At 59.3% G+C, this 20,924-nt stretch carries 18 protein-coding genes; 12 read left to right on the forward strand and 6 right to left on the reverse strand.

Annotated features, from left to right (window positions below):
* Positions 1–143: 143 nt before the first annotated feature.
* The 4 genes from AC6CWS_RS04645 to citS form a co-directional block, all read right to left on the reverse strand.
* A complete protein-coding gene (locus AC6CWS_RS04645) occupies positions 144–1,445 on the reverse strand; it encodes an oxaloacetate decarboxylase subunit beta (RefSeq protein WP_023291143.1) in 1,302 nt (433 codons plus the stop codon).
* Between the two features lie 15 nt (positions 1,446–1,460).
* Positions 1,461–3,230, reverse strand: a complete 1,770-nt coding sequence (gene oadA / locus AC6CWS_RS04650) for a sodium-extruding oxaloacetate decarboxylase subunit alpha (RefSeq protein WP_065882780.1) — start codon at positions 3,228–3,230, stop codon at positions 1,461–1,463.
* A 15-nt stretch (positions 3,231–3,245) separates the two neighbouring features.
* The gene (locus tag AC6CWS_RS04655) at positions 3,246–3,497 is read right to left on the reverse strand and encodes an oxaloacetate decarboxylase subunit gamma (RefSeq protein WP_044520980.1); all 252 of its coding nucleotides are present in this window, start codon (positions 3,495–3,497) and stop codon (positions 3,246–3,248) included.
* A 160-nt stretch (positions 3,498–3,657) separates the two neighbouring features.
* Positions 3,658–4,998, reverse strand: a complete 1,341-nt coding sequence (gene citS / locus AC6CWS_RS04660; protein ID WP_065882779.1) for a citrate/sodium symporter CitS — start codon at positions 4,996–4,998, stop codon at positions 3,658–3,660.
* 256 nt (positions 4,999–5,254) lie between these two features.
* On the opposite strand from citS, the gene citC reads away from it, so the two are divergent.
* From citC to folA, 12 genes are all read left to right on the forward strand, one after another.
* Positions 5,255–6,283, forward strand: coding sequence for a [citrate (pro-3S)-lyase] ligase (gene citC / locus AC6CWS_RS04665; RefSeq protein WP_065882778.1), 1,029 nt, complete (start codon positions 5,255–5,257; stop codon positions 6,281–6,283).
* Between the two features lie 30 nt (positions 6,284–6,313).
* On the forward strand, positions 6,314–6,607 hold the full coding sequence (gene citD, locus AC6CWS_RS04670; protein WP_023291940.1) for a citrate lyase acyl carrier protein: 294 nt from the start codon (positions 6,314–6,316) through the stop codon (positions 6,605–6,607).
* Positions 6,604–7,473 carry a citrate (pro-3S)-lyase subunit beta gene (citE, locus tag AC6CWS_RS04675; RefSeq protein ID WP_023291941.1) on the forward strand — a complete coding sequence of 290 codons (870 nt, stop codon included), beginning with the start codon at positions 6,604–6,606 and terminating at the stop codon, positions 7,471–7,473. Before citD ends, citE begins: the two co-directional genes overlap by 4 nt.
* Positions 7,474–7,483: 10 nt before the next feature.
* Positions 7,484–9,010 (forward strand): citrate lyase subunit alpha, encoded by a 1,527-nt coding sequence (gene citF / locus AC6CWS_RS04680; protein ID WP_065882777.1) that lies wholly within the window; start codon positions 7,484–7,486, stop codon positions 9,008–9,010.
* Positions 9,011–9,028: 18 nt separating this feature from the next.
* A complete protein-coding gene (citG, locus tag AC6CWS_RS04685) occupies positions 9,029–9,937 on the forward strand; it encodes a triphosphoribosyl-dephospho-CoA synthase CitG (protein WP_032453157.1) in 909 nt (302 codons plus the stop codon).
* A 226-nt stretch (positions 9,938–10,163) separates the two neighbouring features.
* A complete protein-coding gene (dapB, locus tag AC6CWS_RS04690; protein WP_065882776.1) occupies positions 10,164–10,985 on the forward strand; it encodes a 4-hydroxy-tetrahydrodipicolinate reductase in 822 nt (273 codons plus the stop codon).
* Positions 10,986–11,442: 457 nt separating this feature from the next.
* Positions 11,443–12,591, forward strand: coding sequence for a glutamine-hydrolyzing carbamoyl-phosphate synthase small subunit (carA, locus tag AC6CWS_RS04695; protein WP_023291945.1), 1,149 nt, complete (start codon positions 11,443–11,445; stop codon positions 12,589–12,591).
* A 17-nt stretch (positions 12,592–12,608) separates the two neighbouring features.
* Positions 12,609–15,833 (forward strand): carbamoyl-phosphate synthase large subunit, encoded by a 3,225-nt coding sequence (carB, locus tag AC6CWS_RS04700; RefSeq protein ID WP_065882775.1) that lies wholly within the window; start codon positions 12,609–12,611, stop codon positions 15,831–15,833.
* Between the two features lie 169 nt (positions 15,834–16,002).
* A complete protein-coding gene (locus tag AC6CWS_RS04705) occupies positions 16,003–16,236 on the forward strand; it encodes a YgdI/YgdR family lipoprotein (RefSeq protein ID WP_002888059.1) in 234 nt (77 codons plus the stop codon).
* A 131-nt stretch (positions 16,237–16,367) separates the two neighbouring features.
* Positions 16,368–16,901 (forward strand): glutathione-regulated potassium-efflux system oxidoreductase KefF, encoded by a 534-nt coding sequence (kefF, locus tag AC6CWS_RS04710; protein WP_004204269.1) that lies wholly within the window; start codon positions 16,368–16,370, stop codon positions 16,899–16,901.
* The gene (gene kefC, locus AC6CWS_RS04715; protein WP_023291948.1) at positions 16,894–18,759 is read left to right on the forward strand and encodes a glutathione-regulated potassium-efflux system protein KefC; all 1,866 of its coding nucleotides are present in this window, start codon (positions 16,894–16,896) and stop codon (positions 18,757–18,759) included. The genes kefF and kefC overlap by 8 nt, the downstream gene beginning before the upstream one ends.
* A gap of 173 nt (positions 18,760–18,932) precedes the next feature.
* Positions 18,933–19,412: a type 3 dihydrofolate reductase gene (gene folA / locus AC6CWS_RS04720; protein ID WP_004204271.1), complete on the forward strand. Its 480-nt coding sequence runs from the start codon at positions 18,933–18,935 to the stop codon at positions 19,410–19,412.
* A gap of 280 nt (positions 19,413–19,692) precedes the next feature.
* On the opposite strand, the gene apaH is transcribed toward folA, so the two are convergent.
* Both apaH and apaG read right to left on the reverse strand, forming a co-directional pair.
* Positions 19,693–20,541, reverse strand: a complete 849-nt coding sequence (gene apaH / locus AC6CWS_RS04725) for a bis(5'-nucleosyl)-tetraphosphatase (symmetrical) ApaH (RefSeq protein ID WP_023291949.1) — start codon at positions 20,539–20,541, stop codon at positions 19,693–19,695.
* Between the two features lie 4 nt (positions 20,542–20,545).
* The gene (apaG, locus tag AC6CWS_RS04730) at positions 20,546–20,923 is read right to left on the reverse strand and encodes a Co2+/Mg2+ efflux facilitator ApaG/CorD (protein ID WP_004204274.1); all 378 of its coding nucleotides are present in this window, start codon (positions 20,921–20,923) and stop codon (positions 20,546–20,548) included.
* Between the last annotated feature and the right edge of the window lies 1 nt (position 20,924).

Consider the following 20,924-nt stretch of genomic DNA (forward strand, 5'->3'; position numbering starts at 1 on the left):
TTAGTTTCCCCGTTTCGCGGCCCGAGAACCCGCAGATGGCGCACAGAACCGCTAATTTCAGAAAAGTGATCGATGGCAAAGGGGCGTTGTTAATCCTGACCCGGAGGCGGGGCAACGGCCACGCCTCCGGGGAGGACGCCGGCCTACATCGCCAGCACGTACTTGAGCATCACCCCGGCGGCGATCGCCGAGCCGATCACCCCCGCCACGTTCGGGCCCATCGCGTGCATCAGCAGGAAGTTCTGCCCGTCCGCTTCCAGACCCACCTTGTTCGACACCCTGGCCGCCATCGGCACCGCCGACACCCCGGCTGAACCGATCAGCGGGTTGATCGGGTTCTTACTGAACCTGTTCAGCAGCTTCGCCATCAGCACCCCGGCGGCGGTCCCCACGCAGAAGGCGATCACCCCCAGCAGCAGGATCCCCAGGGTCTGCGGCTGCAGGAACTTGTCCGCCACCAGCTTGGCCCCCACCGACAGCCCGAGGAAGATGGTCACGATGTTGATCAGCGCGTTCTGCACCGTATCGCTCAGCCGCTCCACCACCCCGCTCTCGCGCATCAGGTTGCCGAAGCAGAACATTCCCAGCAGCGGCGCGGCGTCCGGCAGCAGGAGCGCCACCAGCAGCAACAGCACCGCCGGGAAGAGGATCTTCTCCCGCTTACTCACCGTACGCAGCTGCACCATGCGGATCTTCCGCTCCTTATCCGTGGTCAGCGCCTTCATGATCGGCGGCTGGATCAGCGGCACCAGCGCCATGTAGGAGTAGGCGGCCACCGCGATGGCCCCCAGCAGCTCCGGCGCCAGCTTGCCCGACAGGTAAATCGCCGTCGGGCCGTCGGCGCCGCCGATGATGCCGATGGCCGCCGCCTGCGGCAGGGTGAACGAAATCAGGCCGAAGTAGTTCAGCGTCAGCGCCCCGAGGACGGTGGCGAAGATACCGAACTGCGCCGCCGCCCCCAGCAGCAGGGTGCGCGGGTTGGCCAGCAGCGGGCCGAAGTCGGTCATCGCCCCGACGCCCATAAAAATCACCAGCGGCGCGATGCCCGAGCCAATCGCCACCTTATAGAAGATGGCCAGCACCCCGGCGGAGTAGCCCATGTCTACCGCCAGGCTCTCCATCTGCCCCTGCACCGACGGCAGGGCCAGGGCCAGCGCCTCCTTAATGGCGTGGACGTCCGGCGCGCAGTGGAGCTTCGCGGCAATCACCGCCAGCTGCGCCGGGTCGTGGTGGGCCAGCAGGCTCTCCAGGGCGCTCAGCGCCAGGCCGGCCTCCGGGATGTTCGACAGCAGGCCGCCGAAGCCAATCGGCAGCAGCAGCAGCGGCTCGAACTTCTTCGCAATCGCCAGCCAGAGCAGCAGCAGGCTGACCAGCAGCATCACCGCCTGGCCGAACCCCAGGTGCATCAGCCCCATCCCCTGAATCAGGGCGTTCAGACTTTCCATTTCCGCTCCTCGTCGTTACGCCAGCTGCAGCAGGGTGTCGCCGACCGCCACCGCATCGCCGGCTTTCACCGCGATACCGCGGACGGTCCCGGCCCGGGCGGCGCGGATTTCGGTTTCCATCTTCATGGCTTCCAGAATCAGCAGCACGTCGCCTTCGGCCACGCTCTGACCCTCGCCGGCAATCACTTTCCAGATAGTGCCCGCCAGCGGCGCGGTGACCGGGGTGCCGGCGCCGGCCGGGGCGGCGGCAGGCGCAGCGGCCTGCACGGGAGCCGCTGCCGTCAGCTGGCTGACGTCGCCGCCGTCGCTGACCTTCACCACAAAGGCTTTGCCTTCCACTTCCACGGTGTAGACGCCGGAGGCCGCCGGTTTATCGGCTTTTGCCGCCGGTTTGACCTCTTCAGCCTGCGGCACCGGCTCGAACGCCGCCGGGTTATTGCGATTCTCCAGGAACTTCAGGCCGATTTGCGGGAACAGGGCCACGGTCAGCACGTCGTCGATGGCGTTCTCCGCCAGCTGAATATGCTTCTCCTGCGCCTGGCGCTTCACGTCGGCTTCCAGCTGCGCCAGCTCCGGCTTCAGCAGGTCCGCCGGGCGGCAGGTGATGGCTTCAGCGCCGTCCAGTACGCGGGCCTGCAGGGCGGCGTTCACCGGCGCCGGCGTGTGGCCGTACTCACCTTTCAGAATGCCCGCCGTTTCTTTAGCGATGGTTTTATAGCGCTCGCCGGTCAGCACGTTGAGCACCGCCTGGGTGCCGACAATCTGCGAGGTCGGGGTGACCAGCGGGATGAAGCCGAGGTCCTCGCGCACGCGGGGGATTTCCGCCAGTACCTGGTCGAGTTTGTCCGCGGCGTTCTGCTGCTTCAGCTGGCTTTCGAGGTTGGTGAGCATCCCGCCCGGCACCTGGGCGACCAGAATGCGGCTGTCGGTGCCTTTCAGCTGGCCCTCGAAGGCGTGGTACTTCTTACGCACCTCGCGGAAGTACGCCGCGATGCTCTCCAGCTTGTGGATATCCAGCCCGGTGTCGTGCTCAGTACCCGCGAGGGTGGCCACCAGCGCTTCGGTGGCCGGGTGGCCGTAGGTGGCGCTCATCGAGGAGATGGCGGTATCGACGCCGTCGACGCCGGCTTCAATGGCCTTCAGCAGGGCCATCTCCGCCATGCCGGTGGTGGCGTGGCAGTGCAGGTGCAGGGTGACTGCAAAGCGTTTTTTGATTTCGCTGACCAGCTCAAAGGCGGCGCCGGGGGTAAGAATGCCGGACATGTCTTTAATCGCGATGGAGTCGACGCCGGTCTCCAGCAGCTGTTCGGTGAGGTCGAGCCAGGTCTGCAGGGTGTGGGCCGGGCTGGTGGTGTAGCTCAGGGTGCCCTGGGCGTGGGCGCCGTGGCTGCGGACCGCCTGCAGGGCGGCCTGCATGTTGCGCGGGTCGTTCATGGCGTCGAAGACGCGGAAGACGTCCATGCCGTTTTTGACGGCGCGCTCCACGAAGCGTTCGACCACGTCGTCGGCGTAGTGACGGTAGCCGAGCAGGTTCTGGCCGCGGAGCAGCATCTGCAGCGGGGTTTTCGGCATCGCCTTTTTCAGCTCGCGCAGGCGGACCCACGGGTCCTCGCCGAGGAAGCGGATGCAGGCGTCGAAGGTGGCGCCGCCCCAGCACTCCAGCGAGCGGTAGCCGACGTCGTCAAGCTGAGCGGCGACGGGGAGCATATCGTCGAGACGCAGACGGGTGGCGAACAGGGACTGGTGGGCGTCGCGCAGGACGACATCGGTAATGGCAACGGTCATGAATTCCTCCGTGAATTAAGGGTGAAGACGGCGGTGGTGGTGAATGGCGGCGACAATCGCCGGCGTTAAGCGGGCGAAGTCGCCGGCGGGCGCAACGGCGGGCAGTGGCGTCGCTTTTGGCGCCGCAGCCGGTTCGGGGAAGAAGCGGTTGACGGCGGCGGACATCCCCTGGATGGCGAAAATCAGCAGAAACAGAAACGCCAGCACGAACCCCATGCCGAGGCACATCAGGGTGAAGCCTTCACCCAGCAGTACAGCTTCAGTCATTGAAAGACCCTAAAGTAAGGGCACGACGGCGTGTTTGAAGGTTAACCAAACGATACTTCCGGCTAAGGAGTAGGGGGGATTTCCCGAAGCCGCCCCCGGCTCTGGCCCCTGACTGGCATCGCTGTGGTTGACGCTCAAACATCGCCATCGTGCGTGTTGGTTACATCATCATGCCGAACACAATGCTGGCGATGACCAGCACAATACCGCCGCCCAGACGGGAGGAGATTTGCGCATAAGAGATAAGATTCATACGGTTACAGGCAGAGAGCACTTCCAGGTCGCCTGAGCCGCCGCGGTTAGCCATGCACAGGCCTGCGGTGATGGCGGATTCGATCGGGAAGAAGCCAATCATCCAGCCGCCGATGGCCGCCCCGACGACAGCACCTACGACGATTACCGCAGCGATGATGACGTTCGCGAAGGTAATCGCGTCGATAATTTCCTGCAGGTCGGTGTAGCACACGCCGACGCCGACCATCAGTACCCACAGCAGCTGCTTAGAGAAGAAGTCAGACAGGCGTTTGGCCCCGGCTTTGATCTCCGGCGAGCAGAGGCCGGAAGCATTCAGCGCCGCGACGATCAGCACCATCCAGGCGAAATAGTGGATTGAGACACCGCCAATGCTTGGCAAAATTTTCTTGGCAATGACGTAGGCCAGCAGGAAACAGGTGGTGGCGAGCACCAGGCCGACTGCCGTTTCGCGATGGGTAATCTGGCCTGCTTTTTCATCATCATCGACTTTAAAGGAGGCTTTACGTACCAGTTCGCCTTCCCCGCTCAGCCAGGTGTGTTTTTTACCGATAATATCGAGCAGTGCGGCAAAAACGATGGCGAAGATATTGGCGATGGTCAGAATGGCAATCGCGGTGGAGTAGTACTCTTCACGGGAGCGGCCGGTGACGGAGTGATAAATTTCAGACAGCGGAACCGCGCCTGCGCCGTTGCCGCCGCCCATAATCGGCAGGACGTACAGCATCATGATGCGGTCTACGGAAATACCGAAGCACAGGCCGATGATAATCCCGAAGATAGATGCGCCGAGGATCCCCATAAGGATCGTCGGAATATAACCCAGCAGCGATTTCAACAGCAGTTTACGGTTAACCGAGAGAATGGCGCCAGTTATCAAAACTGCGATGAATAAGTTCAGGAAGTTGCTTTTATCCATCACATTAGTGATTGCATCAATTTCTTTTTGGGTAAAAATGCCTGCGTAAACGAAATAAGCGGCGACGAGGAAGATCATCACCGGCGCGCCGCCAATATATTTATTAAATATCGGCAGCCGTTTGCCAATCTCGCCAAAGATGGCGCCGATAATAAACATAATGGCAAAGCCGCCAACCAGGTCGGTGGGTAACGCATTAAAGAAGTGGGAAAGTAATAGCGTAATTAACGCAAACGCATAAAGGGGTAACGGCATGCCGAAGATTTTAAATCCCAGCAGGTCGCTTACGCCCTTTTTCTCCGTCGTCGGAGCCTGGCTCATGTTAGTCATAAACGTTATCCTGTTTATCAATGAAGTAATAAGACCGGCGCATAGTAATAAATAGACTCAGTGTTAAGGTGTGATAACCTTCACTGAATACTCGTGTTTTTAATTAATTTAATTATTTTTATTATGCTGAATGAATTAACAACATAAAAACCATAAAGCCAATTAAGCGACGGGGAAAATTGTGATTTAAATACAAGAATCGATAGCCGAACGCTGGCGAAATACAGGTCGTTTTGGAATAACGAAGTGCTAAAAAATGACTCTGATATTAAAACGCGTTCTGCTACGGAAGGATAAATCGCGGCGAGAGGCGATTGACCTCTTTCTCCGTCAGCATCAGCTCTCATTAGAGGCTGATTGCGAAATGGCCATTGTCGCCGAGTATCAGCAGCGGCTGGTCGGCTGCGGCGCCATCGCCGGCAACGTCCTGAAGTGCATCGCTATCGACCCCTCGCTGCAGGGGGAGGGGCTGAGCCTTAAGCTACTGACAGAATTACTCACCCTGGCCTACGAGCTGGGGCGCAGTGAACTGTTTTTATTCACTAAGCCCTGTAACGTCGCGCTCTTTGCCGGCGCCGGATTCTGGCCAATCGCGCAGGCCGGCGATCTCGCCGTGTTACTGGAAAATAGCCGCGAACGGCTGACCCGCTACTGCCGCCAGCTGGCGATGTACCGTCAGCCGGGACGCAAAATAGGCGCTATCGTGATGAACGCCAACCCGTTCACGCTCGGCCACCGCTGGCTGGTGGAGCAGGCGGCCCGTCAGTGCGACTGGCTACACCTGTTTGTGGTGAAAGAGGATGCCTCCCGTTTCACGTATCAGGATCGCTACACGCTCATCGAAAAAGGGATTGCCGGCATCGACAAGGTAACGCTGCATCCCGGTTCGGCATACCTCATCTCGCGGGCCACCTTCCCTGGCTACTTCCTCAAAGAACAGGGGGGGGTGGATGACTGCCACAACCAGATCGATCTCCAGCTGTTCCGCGAACATTTAGCCCCGGCGCTGAAGATAACCCATCGTTTTGTCGGCACTGAGCCGCTGTGTTCGCTGACCCGCCATTACAACCAGCGTATGAAAGCGTTGCTGGCAGCGCCAGGCGACGCGCCGCCTGTTGAGGTGGTTGAGCTGGCGCGAATCGAAAAAAACGGCGGGCCGATATCGGCTTCCAGGGTGCGCGAACTGTACCGGCAGCGCAACTGGCAGGCGGTGGCGGCGCTGGTGCCGCCGGGAACCCTCTCTTTTCTGATGCAACTGGCGGAAAGCGAACATCAAACCGCCTGATTTTTACGCCATAACAAAGGATTTGCCTCTATGGAAATGAAGATTGACGCCCTGGCCGGCACGCTGGAGTCCAGCGATGTGATGGTCAGGATTGGGCCGGCGACGCAGCCGGGCATTCAACTGGAGATCGACAGCATTGTGAAGCAGCAGTTTGGCGATGCGATTGAGCAGGTGGTCAGAGAAACCCTGACGCAGCTCGGCGTTAGCCAGGCCAACGTGGTGGTGGATGATAAAGGGGCGCTGGAGTGCGTTCTGCGCGCCCGGGTTCAGGCTGCGGCCCTGCGCGCGGCGCAACAGTCTCAATTGCAATGGAGCCAGCTATGAAACCACGTCGCAGTATGCTGTTTATCCCCGGCGCCAATGCCGCCATGTTAAGTACTTCATTCGTTTACGGCGCCGATGCGGTGATGTTCGACCTTGAAGATGCCGTTTCGCTGCGCGAGAAAGATACCGCTCGCCTGCTGGTGTATCAGGCGTTGCAGCATCCGCTGTATCAGGATATCGAAACCGTGGTGCGCATTAACCCGCTAAATACGCCGTTTGGTCTGGCCGACCTGGAAGCGGTGGTACGCGCGGGTGTGGACATGGTACGTCTGCCGAAAACCGACAGCAAAGAAGATATTCATGAACTGGAAGCCCACGTTGAGCGGATTGAACGCGAGTGCGGCCGGGAAGTGGGTAGCACCAGGCTTATGGCGGCCATCGAGTCGGCGCTGGGGGTGGTAAACGCGGTCGAGATCGCCCGCGCCAGCCCGCGTCTGTCGGCCATCGCGCTGGCGGCCTTCGACTACGTTATGGATATGGGCACCTCCCGCGGCGACGGCACTGAGCTGTTCTATGCCCGCTGCGCCGTGCTACATGCTGCGCGGGTCGCCGGCATCGCCGCCTATGACGTCGTGTGGTCGGATATTAATAATGAAGAGGGCTTCCTCGCGGAAGCGAATCTGGCGAAGAACCTCGGCTTCAACGGGAAATCACTGGTCAACCCGCGCCAGATCGAACTGTTGCACCAGGTCTATGCCCCGACGCGAAAAGAGGTCGACCATGCGCTGGAGGTGATTGCCGCGGCGGAAGAGGCAGAGTCGCGCGGTCTGGGCGTGGTGTCGCTGAACGGCAAGATGATCGATGGACCGATTATCGACCACGCGCGCAAAGTGGTGGCGCTTTCAGCTTCCGGTATTCGTGATTAAGGGGAATAAGATGAAAGAGACAGTAGCAATGCTTAATCAGCAGTATGTGATGCCGGAAGGATTGACCCCTTACAGCGGCGTGACGGCGAAAAGCCCATGGCTGGCCAGTGAGACGGAAAAGCGGCGGCGTAAAATCTGCGACTCGCTGGAAACGGCAATCCGTCGTTCCGGCCTGCGAAACGGCATGACCATCTCGTTCCACCACGCGTTTCGCGGCGGTGACAAAGTGGTCAATATGGTGGTGGCGAAGCTGGCGGAGATGGGCTTTCGCGATCTGACCCTGGCGTCCAGTTCGCTTATCGACGCTCACTGGCCGCTGATCGAGCATATTAAAAACGGCGTGATCCGCCAGATCTACACCTCCGGCCTGCGCGGGAAGCTCGGCGAGGAGATCTCCGCCGGGCTGATGGAAAATCCGGTGCAGATCCACTCTCATGGTGGTCGCGTACAGCTGATCCAAAGCGGTGAGTTGTCCATTGACGTGGCGTTCCTCGGCGTTCCCTGCTGCGATGAGTTTGGCAATGCCAACGGCTTTAGCGGTAAGTCGCGCTGCGGCTCGCTGGGCTACGCGCGCGTTGATGCGGAACATGCCAAATGCGTCGTGCTGTTGACCGAAGAGTGGGTGGACTACCCTAACTACCCGGCCAGTATCGCCCAGGATCAGGTGGATCTGATCGTTCAGGTGGACGAAGTAGGCGATCCGGAAAAAATCACCGCTGGCGCCATTCGTCTGACCAGCAACCCGCGCGAGCTGCTGATCGCCCGCCAGGCGGCGAAGGTGGTTGAACACTCCGGTTACTTTAAAGAGGGTTTCTCACTGCAGACCGGTACCGGCGGCGCCTCGCTGGCGGTGAGCCGCTTCCTGGAAGACAAAATGCGCCGCAACGGTATCACCGCCAGCTTCGGCCTTGGCGGCATCACCGGGACGATGGTCGATCTGCATGAGAAAGGGCTGATTAAAACGCTGCTCGACACCCAGTCGTTCGATGGCGATGCGGCGCGCTCGCTGGCGCAGAACCCGAACCACGTCGAAATCTCTACCAATCAGTATGCCAGCCCGGGTTCCAAAGGGGCCTCCTGCGAGCGCTTAAACGTGGTAATGCTCAGCGCGCTGGAAATTGACACCGACTTTAACGTCAACGTGATGACCGGCTCCAATGGCGTGCTGCGCGGCGCGTCAGGCGGCCATAGCGATACCGCCGCCGGCGCGGATTTGACCATCATTACCGCGCCGTTAGTTCGCGGCCGCATTCCCTGCGTCGTGGAAAAGGTGCTTACCCGCGTGACGCCGGGAGCCAGTGTGGATGTGCTGGTCACCGACCATGGCATTGCGGTAAACCCGGCGCGCCAGGACCTGATCGACAATTTACGCAACGCCGGTATTGCGCTGATGACCATTGAGGAACTGCAGCAGTGCGCGGAGTTGCTGACGGGCAAACCGAAAGCGATCGAATTTACCGATCGGGTGGTGGCGGTAGTCCGCTATCGCGACGGTTCGGTCATCGATGTGATCCATCAGGTGAAAAACAGCGACTAAGCGCAGAGGGGAAAGGCTATGAGCGACGTGTTAATTCAACCTCCGCGTGTGCTACGCGGAAAACCACTGAGCGCCGAAGAGGTGGTCAGCGCGGTAGAGCGCGCGCTGTTGACCGAAGTTCGCCTGACCCCTAAGCCCGGGCTGGTGGATATTCGTAACGCTGGCGCGCACCGGGATATGGATCTGGCCTCGTTTGAGGCCAGTACCGCGGTGGTGGCGCCGTGGATGGAGAAGTTTTTTATCATGGGCCACGATACCGCGGCGGTCGCGCCGGAGCAGGTGTTGATGATGCTGCGTCCGGTGGGAATGGCCTGCGAGAACGATATGCTGGAGGTCACCGGCGGGGTGAATACCCATCGTGGGGCGATCTTCGCTTTTGGCCTGCTCAGCGCGGCAGCGGGCAGGCTGGTCTCGAAAGGCGAGCCGATAGAGCAGCACCGGCTTTGCGACCAGGTGGCGCGCTTCTGTCGCGGCATGGTTATGCAGGAATTGTCCTCCGCCAGTGGGGAACGGCTGAGCAAAGGCGAGATGCATTTTCTGCGTTACGGCTTCTCCGGCGCCCGCGGCGAGGCGGAGAGCGGATTCCTGACTGTGCGCACCCAGGCATTACCGGTCTTTAACCGCATGATGGAGGAGACCGGCGACAGCAATCTGGCGCTACTGCAAACCCTGCTGCATCTGATGGCATGGAATGATGACACCAACCTGGTGTCACGCGGCGGGCTGGCCGGATTGAACTATGTCCAGCAGGAGGCGCAGCGGCTGCTGTGGCAGGGCGGCGTGCTGGCTGACGGTGGGCTGGAGGCGTTGCGCCAGTTTGATGACGATCTGATTGCCCGCCATCTTAGCCCCGGCGGTAGCGCCGATCTGCTGGCGGTGACCTGGTTTTTATCCGCGTTTCCCGCCGGCGCGCTTTTCCCGCTGTAACCCTCTGCAACATGGTCCTCGCCCGCACCGTGCGGGCGGGGCATCATCATTCGCATCCTGGTTCTCACTGCGTAAACGAGGAATTGCGGCACAATCATATAGTTTTTACTGATATCGTCCGCCGTTTGTCATAAATTTCTAATTATCGGCGTTTTTGAGTAGCGGCCCGCTGACGGGCTGGTTACTCTGAAAACAATTTACGTAATGTTAACAAAAGAGAATAGCTATGCATGATGCACAAATCCGCGTGGCCATCGCCGGCGCGGGCGGCCGGATGGGACGCCAGTTAATTCAGGCTGCGCTGCAGATGGATGGAGTGGCGCTGGGCGCGGCGCTGGAGCGTGAAGGATCCAGCCTGGTGGGCAGCGACGCCGGCGAGCTGGCGGGCGCCGGCAAAGCGGGCGTCACGGTGCAGAGTAGCCTGACGGCGGTAAAAGATGATTTCGACGTGTTGATCGATTTTACCCGCCCGGAAGGCACGCTGAACCATCTGGCGTTTTGCCGCGACCACGGCAAAGGGATGGTCATCGGCACCACCGGTTTTGACGACGCTGGCAAGCAGGCGATTAGCGATGCCGCGCAGGAGATTGCCATTGTCTTTGCCGCTAACTTTAGCGTCGGCGTCAATGTTCTGTTAAAGCTGCTGGAGAAGGCGGCGAAGGTGATGGGCGACTACACCGACATCGAAATTATCGAAGCGCACCATCGGCATAAAGTGGATGCGCCGTCAGGCACCGCGCTGGCGATGGGCGAAGCGATCGCCGGGGCATTGAACAAAGATCTCAAGGACTGCGCGGTCTACAGTCGTGAAGGCCACACTGGCGAACGCGTCCCGGGCACTATTGGCTTCGCGACCGTCCGCGCGGGGGATATCGTCGGTGAACATACAGCGATGTTTGCTGATATTGGCGAACGTATTGAGATCACCCATAAAGCCTCCAGTCGGATGACATTTGCTAATGGTGCGGTTCGCTCTGCATTGTGGCTGAAAGGCAAGAAAAATGGCCTCTTTGATATGCGTGACGTGCTGGAACTGAATGGTTTATAACGATTATTACCCATCGTGATGTGGTTATTGCTATCAATAAGTTATTGATGCAAGGGGCAATATTTTGTTGCCCTTTTTTATTTTTGGCTGTTTTTGGTTGTTGTTCATCTGAGAAGGCTATAAGTTTGGATGTTGTTCGGTTTTTTAGTGAACGAAATGTAAATTTTGACCATTTGGTCCACTTTTTTGCCGCTCAGCGCCAGGTTTTACACTCTTCGCCGTCCGCAAGCGTTTTCTCAGCCAGGTTTGTTGATCTTTTTGGCGTAAAAATCACGTGTTATGCGCCAGTGGCGTAAAATGACATTAAAAATCTCCGCTTTAAGTTGACTTTTATCCGACATCTCTCCAGAATGCCGCCGTTTGCCAAAAATCTGCGGGCAACAGATTTGCATTGATTCAGATCGTGTTTATGAATTAATATGCAAATAAAGTGAGTGGATATTCTCTGGAGGATGTTTTGATTAAGTCAGCGCTATTGGTTCTGGAAGACGGAACCCAGTTTCACGGTCGGGCCATCGGGGCAACCGGCACGGCGGTTGGGGAAGTCGTTTTCAATACTTCAATGACCGGTTATCAAGAAATCCTCACTGATCCTTCCTATTCCCGCCAAATCGTCACTCTTACTTATCCTCATATTGGTAATGTCGGCACCAACGCCGCCGATGAAGAATCTTCTCAGGTACATGCTCAGGGTCTGGTTATTCGCGACCTGCCGCTGATTGCCAGCAACTTCCGCAGTACCGAAGACCTCTCTTCCTATCTGAAGCGCCATAACATCGTGGCGATTGCCGATATCGATACCCGCAAGCTGACGCGTCTGCTGCGTGAGAAAGGGGCGCAGAACGGCTGCATCATCGCGGGCGACAGTCCGGATGCCCAGCTGGCGCTGGAAAAAGCGAAAGCGTTCCCTGGCCTGAACGGCATGGACCTGGCGAAGGAAGTGACCACCGCAGAAACCTACAGCTGGACGCAAGGCAGCTGGACCCTGGCGGGCGACCTGCCGGAAGCGAAAGCGGAAAGCGAGCTGCCGTTCCACGTCGTCGCGTATGACTTCGGCGCGAAACGCAACATCCTGCGCATGCTGGTTGATCGCGGCTGCCGCCTGACGGTGGTGCCGGCGAAAACTTCGGCGGCGGATGTGCTGGCGCTCAATCCGGACGGCATTTTCCTCTCCAACGGTCCTGGCGACCCGGCGCCGTGTGATTACGCTATCGACGCGATTGAAAAATTCCTGGAGACCGATATTCCGGTGTTCGGCATCTGCCTCGGCCATCAGCTGCTGGCGCTGGCGAGCGGCGCCAAGACCATTAAGATGAAGTTCGGCCACCACGGCGGCAACCACCCGGTGAAAGATATTGATAATAACGTGGTGATGATCACCGCCCAGAACCACGGTTTCGCCGTGGATGAGGCGACGCTGCCGGCCAACCTGCGCGTGACCCACAAGTCGCTGTTCGACGGCACCCTGCAGGGGATCCATCGCACCGACAAGCCGGCGTTCAGCTTCCAGGGCCACCCTGAGGCGAGCCCGGGGCCGCACGATGCCGCGCCGCTGTTCGACCACTTTATCGAGTTAATTGAGCAATACCGTCAGTCCGCGAAATAATCAGGAGTAAAAGAGCCATGCCAAAACGTACAGACATAAAAAGTATCCTGATTCTGGGCGCGGGCCCGATTGTTATCGGTCAGGCGTGCGAGTTTGACTACTCCGGCGCCCAGGCCTGTAAAGCCCTGCGCGAAGAGGGCTACCGCGTTATCCTGGTGAACTCTAACCCGGCGACCATCATGACCGACCCGGAAATGGCCGATGCCACCTACATCGAGCCGATTCACTGGGAAGTGGTGCGCAAAATCATCGAAAAAGAGCGCCCGGACGCGGTGCTGCCGACCATGGGCGGCCAGACGGCGCTGAACTGCGCGCTGGAGCTGGAGCGTCAGGGGGTGCTGGCTGAATTCGGCGTGACCATGATTGGCGCCACCGCCGATGCGATTGACAAGGCCGAAGACCGTCGCCGTTTCGATATCGCGATGAAAAAAATCGGTCTCGACACCGCGCGTTCCGGTATCGCCCACACGATGGAAGAGGCGCTGGCGGTAGCGGCTGACGTCGGCTATCCGTGCATCATCCGTCCGTCGTTCACCATGGGCGGCACCGGCGGCGGCATCGCCTATAACCGCGAAGAGTTCGAAGAGATTTGTACCCGCGGCCTGGATCTCTCTCCCACCAACGAGCTGCTGATTGATGAATCGCTGATCGGCTGGAAAGAGTATGAGATGGAAGTGGTGCGCGATAAGAACGACAACTGCATCATCGTCTGCTCTATCGAAAACTTCGACGCCATGGGGATCCATACCGGTGACTCCATCACCGTTGCGCCGGCGCAGACCCTGACCGACAAAGAGTACCAAATCATGCGTAACGCCTCGATGGCGGTGCTGCGTGAAATCGGCGTCGAAACCGGCGGCTCTAACGTTCAGTTCGCGGTCAACCCGAAAAACGGTCGCCTGATCGTTATCGAAATGAACCCGCGCGTTTCCCGCTCCTCGGCGCTGGCCTCCAAAGCCACCGGCTTCCCGATTGCTAAAGTGGCCGCCAAGCTGGCGGTAGGTTACACCCTCGACGAGCTGATGAACGACATCACCGGCGGCCGTACCCCGGCTTCCTTCGAGCCGTCCATCGACTACGTGGTCACGAAAATCCCACGCTTTAACTTCGAAAAATTCGCCGGCGCCAACGACCGTCTGACCACCCAGATGAAGTCCGTCGGCGAAGTGATGGCGATTGGCCGTACCCAGCAGGAGTCCTTGCAGAAAGCGCTGCGCGGTCTGGAAGTGGGCGCCACTGGCTTCGACCCGAAAGTGAGCCTCGACGATCCGGAAGCGCTGACTAAAATCCGCCGCGAACTGAAAGACGCCGGCGCTGAGCGTATCTGGTACATCGCCGACGCGTTCCGCGCGGGCCTCTCGGTTGACGGCGTTTTCAACCTGACCAACATCGACCGCTGGTTCCTGGTGCAGATTGAAGAGCTGGTCCGTCTGGAAGAGAAAGTGGCGGAAGTGGGCATCAACGGCCTCGACGCTGACTTCCTGTGCACCCTGAAGCGTAAAGGCTTTGCCGATGCGCGTCTGGCGAAGCTGGCGGGCGTGCGGGAAGCGGAAATCCGCAAACTGCGCGACCAGTATGATCTGCACCCGGTCTACAAGCGTGTGGACACTTGCGCCGCGGAATTCGCCACCGATACCGCCTATATGTACTCCACTTATGAAGAAGAGTGCGAGTCCAACCCGTCCGTTGACCGCGATAAAATCATGGTCCTCGGCGGCGGCCCGAACCGTATCGGTCAGGGTATCGAATTCGACTACTGCTGCGTACACGCCTCGCTGGCGCTGCGCGAAGACGGTTACGAGACCATCATGGTCAACTGTAACCCGGAAACCGTCTCTACTGACTACGACACTTCCGACCGTCTGTACTTCGAGCCGGTCACCCTGGAAGACGTGCTGGAAATCGTGCGTATCGAGAAGCCAAAAGGCGTTATCGTGCAGTACGGCGGCCAGACGCCGCTGAAGCTGGCGCGCGCTCTGGAAGCCGCAGGCGTACCGGTTATCGGTACCAGCCCGGACGCTATCGACCGTGCGGAAGACCGTGAGCGCTTCCAGCACGCGGTTGACCGTCTGAAGCTGAAGCAGCCGGCGAACGCCACCGTCACCGCCATTGAACAGGCGGTAGAGAAAGCGAAAGAGATTGGCTACCCGCTGGTGGTGCGTCCGTCTTACGTGCTGGGCGGTCGGGCGATGGAGATCGTCTATGACGAGCAGGATCTGCGCCGCTACTTCCAGACTGCGGTCAGCGTCTCCAACGACGCGCCGGTGCTGCTGGACCGCTTCCTCGACGACGCGATTGAAGTGGATGTCGATGCTATCTGCGATGGTGAAATGGTGCTGATTGGCGGCATCATGGAGCATATCGAGCAGGCAGGCGTTCACTCTGGCGACTCCGCCTGTTCCCTGCCAGCCTACACCCTGAGCAAAGAGATTCAGGATGTGATGCGCGAGCAGGTGCAGAAGCTGGCCTTCGAGCTGCAGGTTCGCGGTCTGATGAACGTCCAGTTCGCGGTGAAAGATAACGAAGTCTATCTGATTGAAGTCAACCCGCGTGCGGCGCGTACCGTGCCGTTCGTCTCCAAAGCCACCGGCGTACCGCTGGCGAAAGTGGCGGCGCGCGTGATGGCCGGTAAGACGCTGGCGCAGCAGGGCGTGACCAAAGAGATCATCCCGCCGTACTACTCGGTGAAAGAGGTGGTTCTGCCGTTCAACAAATTCCCGGGCGTTGACCCGCTGTTAGGGCCAGAAATGCGCTCCACCGGGGAAGTTATGGGCGTCGGCCGCACCTTTGCCGAAGCGTTCGCCAAGGCGCAGCTGGGCAGCAACTCGACCATGAAGAAACAGGGGCGCGCGCTGCTCTCCGTCCGCGAAGGCGACAAAGAGCGCGTGGTCGACCTGGCGGCGAAGCTGCTGAAGTTTGGTTTCGAGCTGGATGCAACCCACGGTACCGCGATTGTGCTGGGCGAAGCGGGCATCAACCCGCGTCTGGTGAACAAGGTGCATGAAGGTCGTCCGCACATTCAGGACCGTATCAAGAATGGCGAATACACCTACATCATCAACACCACCGCAGGTCGTCAGGCGATTGAAGACTCCAAGCTGATTCGCCGCAGCGCCCTGCAGTACAAAGTGCACTATGACACCACCCTGAACGGCGGCTTTGCCACCGCGATGGCGCTGAACGCTGACGCCACCGACAAGGTGATTTCGGTTCAGGAAATGCACGCGCAAATCACCAAATAAGCGCTCCGGCCTGGCCGGATAGCAACAAACCTGGGCTGACGACATCGTCAGCCCATTTTTTTGGGCTGCGGCCATCTTCAGAGAGTTCTGCTTTTAACCCCCTGTCGGGTCAGGCTAACTATAGTTAGCACCATAACGATACCTATTGATGAAAAGACAGGAGGATACAATGCGGAACAATATTCTGGTGGCATCCGCGCTGGCAGCGACGGCAATCATGTTCGTGGCCGGTTGCTCATCGAATCAGTCGATCAAAACCACCGACGGCAAGACCATTGTCACCAGCGGTAAACCGCAGGTGGATGATGATACCGGTCTGGTCTCCTACAAAAATGCCGAAACCGGACGCGTGGAGCAGATTAACCGCGATCAGGTGAAATCCATGGATGAGCTGGATAATTAAGGCCTGACGTTTTCCATTCAGGCGCGCGTTACGTACACCACCGCGACATAAATCACAGTTATCATTGTAAGCGGTTCGCTTAACTGTCTACACTCTTGCTGATTACGACAAGAGCTAACGCAGGCCAATCAATGATTCTGATAATTTATGCGCATCCTTATCCGCAGCATTCTCATGCGAATAAGCGAATGCTTGAACAAGCAGGGACGCTTGAAGGCGTAGAGATACGCTCCCTTTATCAACTCTATCCCGACTTTAATATCGATGTCGCCGCCGAGCAGGCGGCGCTCGCCCGTGCCGATCTGGTTATCTGGCAGCACCCGATGCAGTGGTATAGCGTGCCGCCGCTGCTGAAGCTGTGGATGGACAAAGTGCTGTCGCACGGCTGGGCCTATGGCCATAACGGTATTGCGCTGCGCGGTAAATCGCTGATGTGGGCGGTGACCACCGGCGGCGGTGAAAGCCACTTTGATATCGGTTCGTTTCCCGGTTTTCCGGTGCTGGCGCAGCCGCTGCAGGCCACCGCGCTTTACTGCGGGATGAAATGGCTGCCGCCGTTCGCCATGCACTGCACCTTTATCTGCGATGACGAAACGCTGCAGGCGCAGGCCCGCCACTATCGTCAACGCTTAATCGACTGGCAGGAGGCACATCAGAATGGATAGCCATACGCTGATACAGGCGCTGATTTACCTTGGCGCCGCGGCGCTGATTGTGCCCATCGCCGTCCGCCTTGGGCTTGGGTCGGTGCTGGGCTATCTCATCGCCGGCTGTATTATCGGGCCGTGGGGGCTGCGGCTGGTGACCGACGCCGAGGCGATTCTGCACTTTGCCGAGATTGGCGTGGTGCTGATGCTGTTCGTCATTGGTCTGGAGCTGGATCCGCAGCGTCTGTGGAAGCTGCGCGCTTCGGTGTTTGGCGGCGGCGCGCTGCAGATGGTGGCCTGTGGGGTATTGATCGGCCTCTTTTGCATGCTGCTGGGCCTGCGCTGGCAGGTGGCCGAGCTGATCGGTATGACCCTGGCGCTCTCCTCAACCGCTATCGCCATGCAGGCGATGAATGAGCGCAATTTGACGATGTCGCAGATGGGGCGCAGCGCCTTCGCGGTGCTGCTGTTCCAGGATATCGCGGCGATCCCGCTGGTGGCGATGATCCCGCTGCTGGCGGCCAGCGGCGGCGCCACTTCGCTGATGGCTTTTGCCCTCTCCGCGCTGAAGGTGGCCGCGGCGCTGGCGCTGGTGGTGGTTCTGGGGCGCTATCTGACCCGCCCGCTGCTGCGCTTTGTCGCCCGTTCCGGTCTGCGCGAAGTGTTCAGCGCCGTGGCCCTGTTCCTGGTCTTCGGCTTTGGGCTGTTGCTGGAAGAGGTGGGGCTGTCGATGGCGATGGGGGCGTTTCTCGCCGGGGTGCTGCTGGCCAGCTCCGAGTATCGCCATGCGCTGGAGAGCGATATTGAGCCGTTTAAGGGCCTGCTGCTGGGGCTGTTCTTTATCGGCGTCGGGATGTCGATTGATTTCGGCACCCTGGTTACCCATCCGCTGCGTATTGTGATTTTGCTGGTGGGTTTCCTGGCGATAAAAATGCTGATGCTGTGGCTTATCGCCAGACCGCTTGGCGTGCCTCGCGCCCAGCGCCGCTGGTTTGCGGTGCTGCTGGGGCAGGGGAGTGAGTTCGCGTTTGTGGTCTTTGGCGCCGCGCGGATGGCGGAGGTGCTGGACGGCGAATGGGCAAAGGCGCTGACCCTGGCGGTGGCGCTGTCGATGGCGGCAACCCCCATCCTGCTGGTGCTGCTGACCCGTCTGGAGAAATCGTCCAGCGGCCAGGCGCGGGATGCGGACGAGATTGATGAAGAGCAGCCGCGGGTGATTGTCGCCGGCTTTGGCCGCTTCGGGCAGATCGCCGGGCGACTGCTGCTCTCCAGCGGGGTGAAGATGGTGATCCTCGATCACGACCCGGACCATGTCGATACCCTGCGCAAATTTGATATGAAGGTCTTCTACGGCGATGCCACCCGGGTCGATCTGCTGGAGTCGGCTGGCGCCGAAAAGGCGGAGGTGTTGATCAATGCCATTGACGATCCGCACGTCAGCCTGGAGCTGGTGGCGAGGGTAAAAGAGCATTTTCCGCATCTGCAGATTATCTCCCGCGCCCGCGATGTCGATCACTATATCCAGCTGCGTCAGGCTGGCGTCGAAGCCCCGGAGCGTGAAACCTTCGAGGCGGCGCTGAAATCCGGCCGGATGACGCTGGAGGCGCTGGGGCTCGGCGCGTATGAAGCGCGCGAGCGGGCCGATCTGTTCCGTCGCTTCAACCTGCAGATGGTCGAAGAGATGGTGGCGATGGCGGAAAACGATGCGGCGTCGCGGGTGGCGGTCTTCAAGCGGACCAGCGATATGCTGACCGGCATCATCAACGAAGATCGTCATCATCTGTCGCTGGTGCAGCGTCACGGCTGGCAGGGGACGGAAGAGGGCAGGCACACCGGCGATATCGCCGATGAGCCGGAAAATAAGCCCTCCGCCTGACGTTAATCAGTAACATTTTGTTTTCGTTTGGATCCTTTTCTGGCGGCCCACGGCACGAACGTGGGCTTGCCAGCAAATCAGAAAATTTTCTTATTCTTTACCCTCCGGCCAGTCGACGAAGTTGTACGCTTTCCGTATAGTGGCGACAATTTTTTGTACTCAGGAATGAATGAATGATCAGTCTGATTGCGGCGTTAGCGGTAGATCGCGTCATTGGTATGGAAAACGCCATGCCATGGAACCTGCCTGCCGATCTCGCCTGGTTCAAACGCAACACATTAAATAAGCCAGTAGTGATGGGGCGTCTGACCTGGGAATCCATTGGGCGCCCGTTGCCGGGGCGTAAAAATATCGTGATCAGCAGCAAGCCAGGCAGCGACGATCGCGTGCAGTGGGTCTCCTCCGTTGACGAAGCGATTGCCGCCTGCGGCGATGTGGAAGAGATCATGGTGATCGGCGGCGGTCGGGTTTATGAGCAGTTCCTGCCGAAGGCGCAGAAGCTCTATCTGACCCATATCGATGCGGAAGTGGAAGGCGATACCCATTTCCCGGATTACGATCCGGACCAGTGGGAATCGGTGTTCAGCGAGTTTCATGACGCCGACGCGCAGAACTCCCACAGCTACTGCTTTGAGATCCTCGAACGCCGTTAAGCGGGAAGGATAGCAATGAAAAAACCCCGGTCGCGTCTGGCGTGACCGGGGTTTTCTTTGGCGTGAATTCAGCGCGGATGCCGCTGCCACTATTTTTTCTACGCCAGGTTTCCCGTCGCGGGGTGCGTTTTTCCGGAGCGCTGCCCGGGGTGACAAATGGCACGTAAACGTAGGTCGGGTAAGGCGTTAGCCGCCACCCGACACAAACGAGGCTCCGCGCCCGCAGTTCTTGCCCGGCGGCGCTGCGCTTGCGCGGGCCTGGGGGACGGCGCCTGTTTCTTCAGGACGCGACGGCTTCGCCTTCGTCGAGGCTTTTCTGCCGGTTCGACGGCTGGGTAAAGTACTGCTTATCCTCCCAGCGCAGGCAGGTGAGTTCCCCCCCCCAGCAGCAGCCGGTATCCAGCGCGTAAATGCCCTCCGGCGTACCGCGTCCCTCCAGCGATGCCCAGTGACCAAAGGCAATGCTGTAGGCACTGCTGACCGGTCCCGGAATGGCAAACCACGGCTTCAGCGGCGCCGGGGCGTCCTCGGGCGCTTCTTTCGAGTACATATCCAGCTGGCCGTTCGGGAAGCAGTAGCGCATGCGGGTGAAGGCGTTAGAGATAAAGCGCAGGCGCGCCAGGCCGCTCAGCTCGTTGCTCCAGTGATTCGGCATGTCGCCGTACATGGCATCGAGGAAGAAAGGATAGGAGTCGCTGGAGAGCACCGCTTCTACATCGCGCGCGCACTGCTGGGCAGTCTCCAGATCCCACTGCGGGGTGATGCCGGCGTGGGCCATCACCAGCTTTTTCTCTTCGTCCACCTGGAGCAGCGGCTGACGACGCAGCCAGTTGAGGAGCTCATCGGCATCCGGCGCTTCCAGCAGTGATTTCAGACGATCCTTCGGCTTGTTGCGGCTGATGCCGGCGAAGACCGCCAGCAGGTGTAAATCATGATTGCCCAGCACCAGTCGCACGCTGTCGCCCAGAGATTTGACATAGCGCAGAACCTCCAGCGACCCCGGGCCACGGGCCACCAGATCGCCGGTCAGCCACAGCGTATCGATCGCCGGGTCGAATTCAACCTGCGCTAATAATGCGATCAGTTCATCGTAGCAACCATGAACGTCGCCAATAAGGTATGTTGACATTGTTTTAATGAATGAGCGTTGGAACTGCGAGACGGAAAACAGGGATCTCGATACGGAACGGCGCGCCGTCGATATCGATCATCTCATAATGACCCTGCATGGTTCCCAGCGGCGTTTCAATGACCGCGCCGCTGGTATATTGATATTCACCGCCGGCGGGAATATGCGGTTGCTCGCCGACCACCCCTTCACCCTGAACTTCAGTCTCACGACCGTGGCCGTTAGTGATGAGCCAGTAGCGGCCAAGCAGCTGAACCTGACTCCGCCCCAGATTGCGAATGGTGACGGTATAAGCGAAGACGTAGCGCTCTTCTTCCGGAGAAGACTGCGATTCGATATAGACGCTTTGCACCTGAACGCAAACACGAGGCGAATTGATCATG

This window comes from Klebsiella sp. M041, from assembly GCF_059759695.1.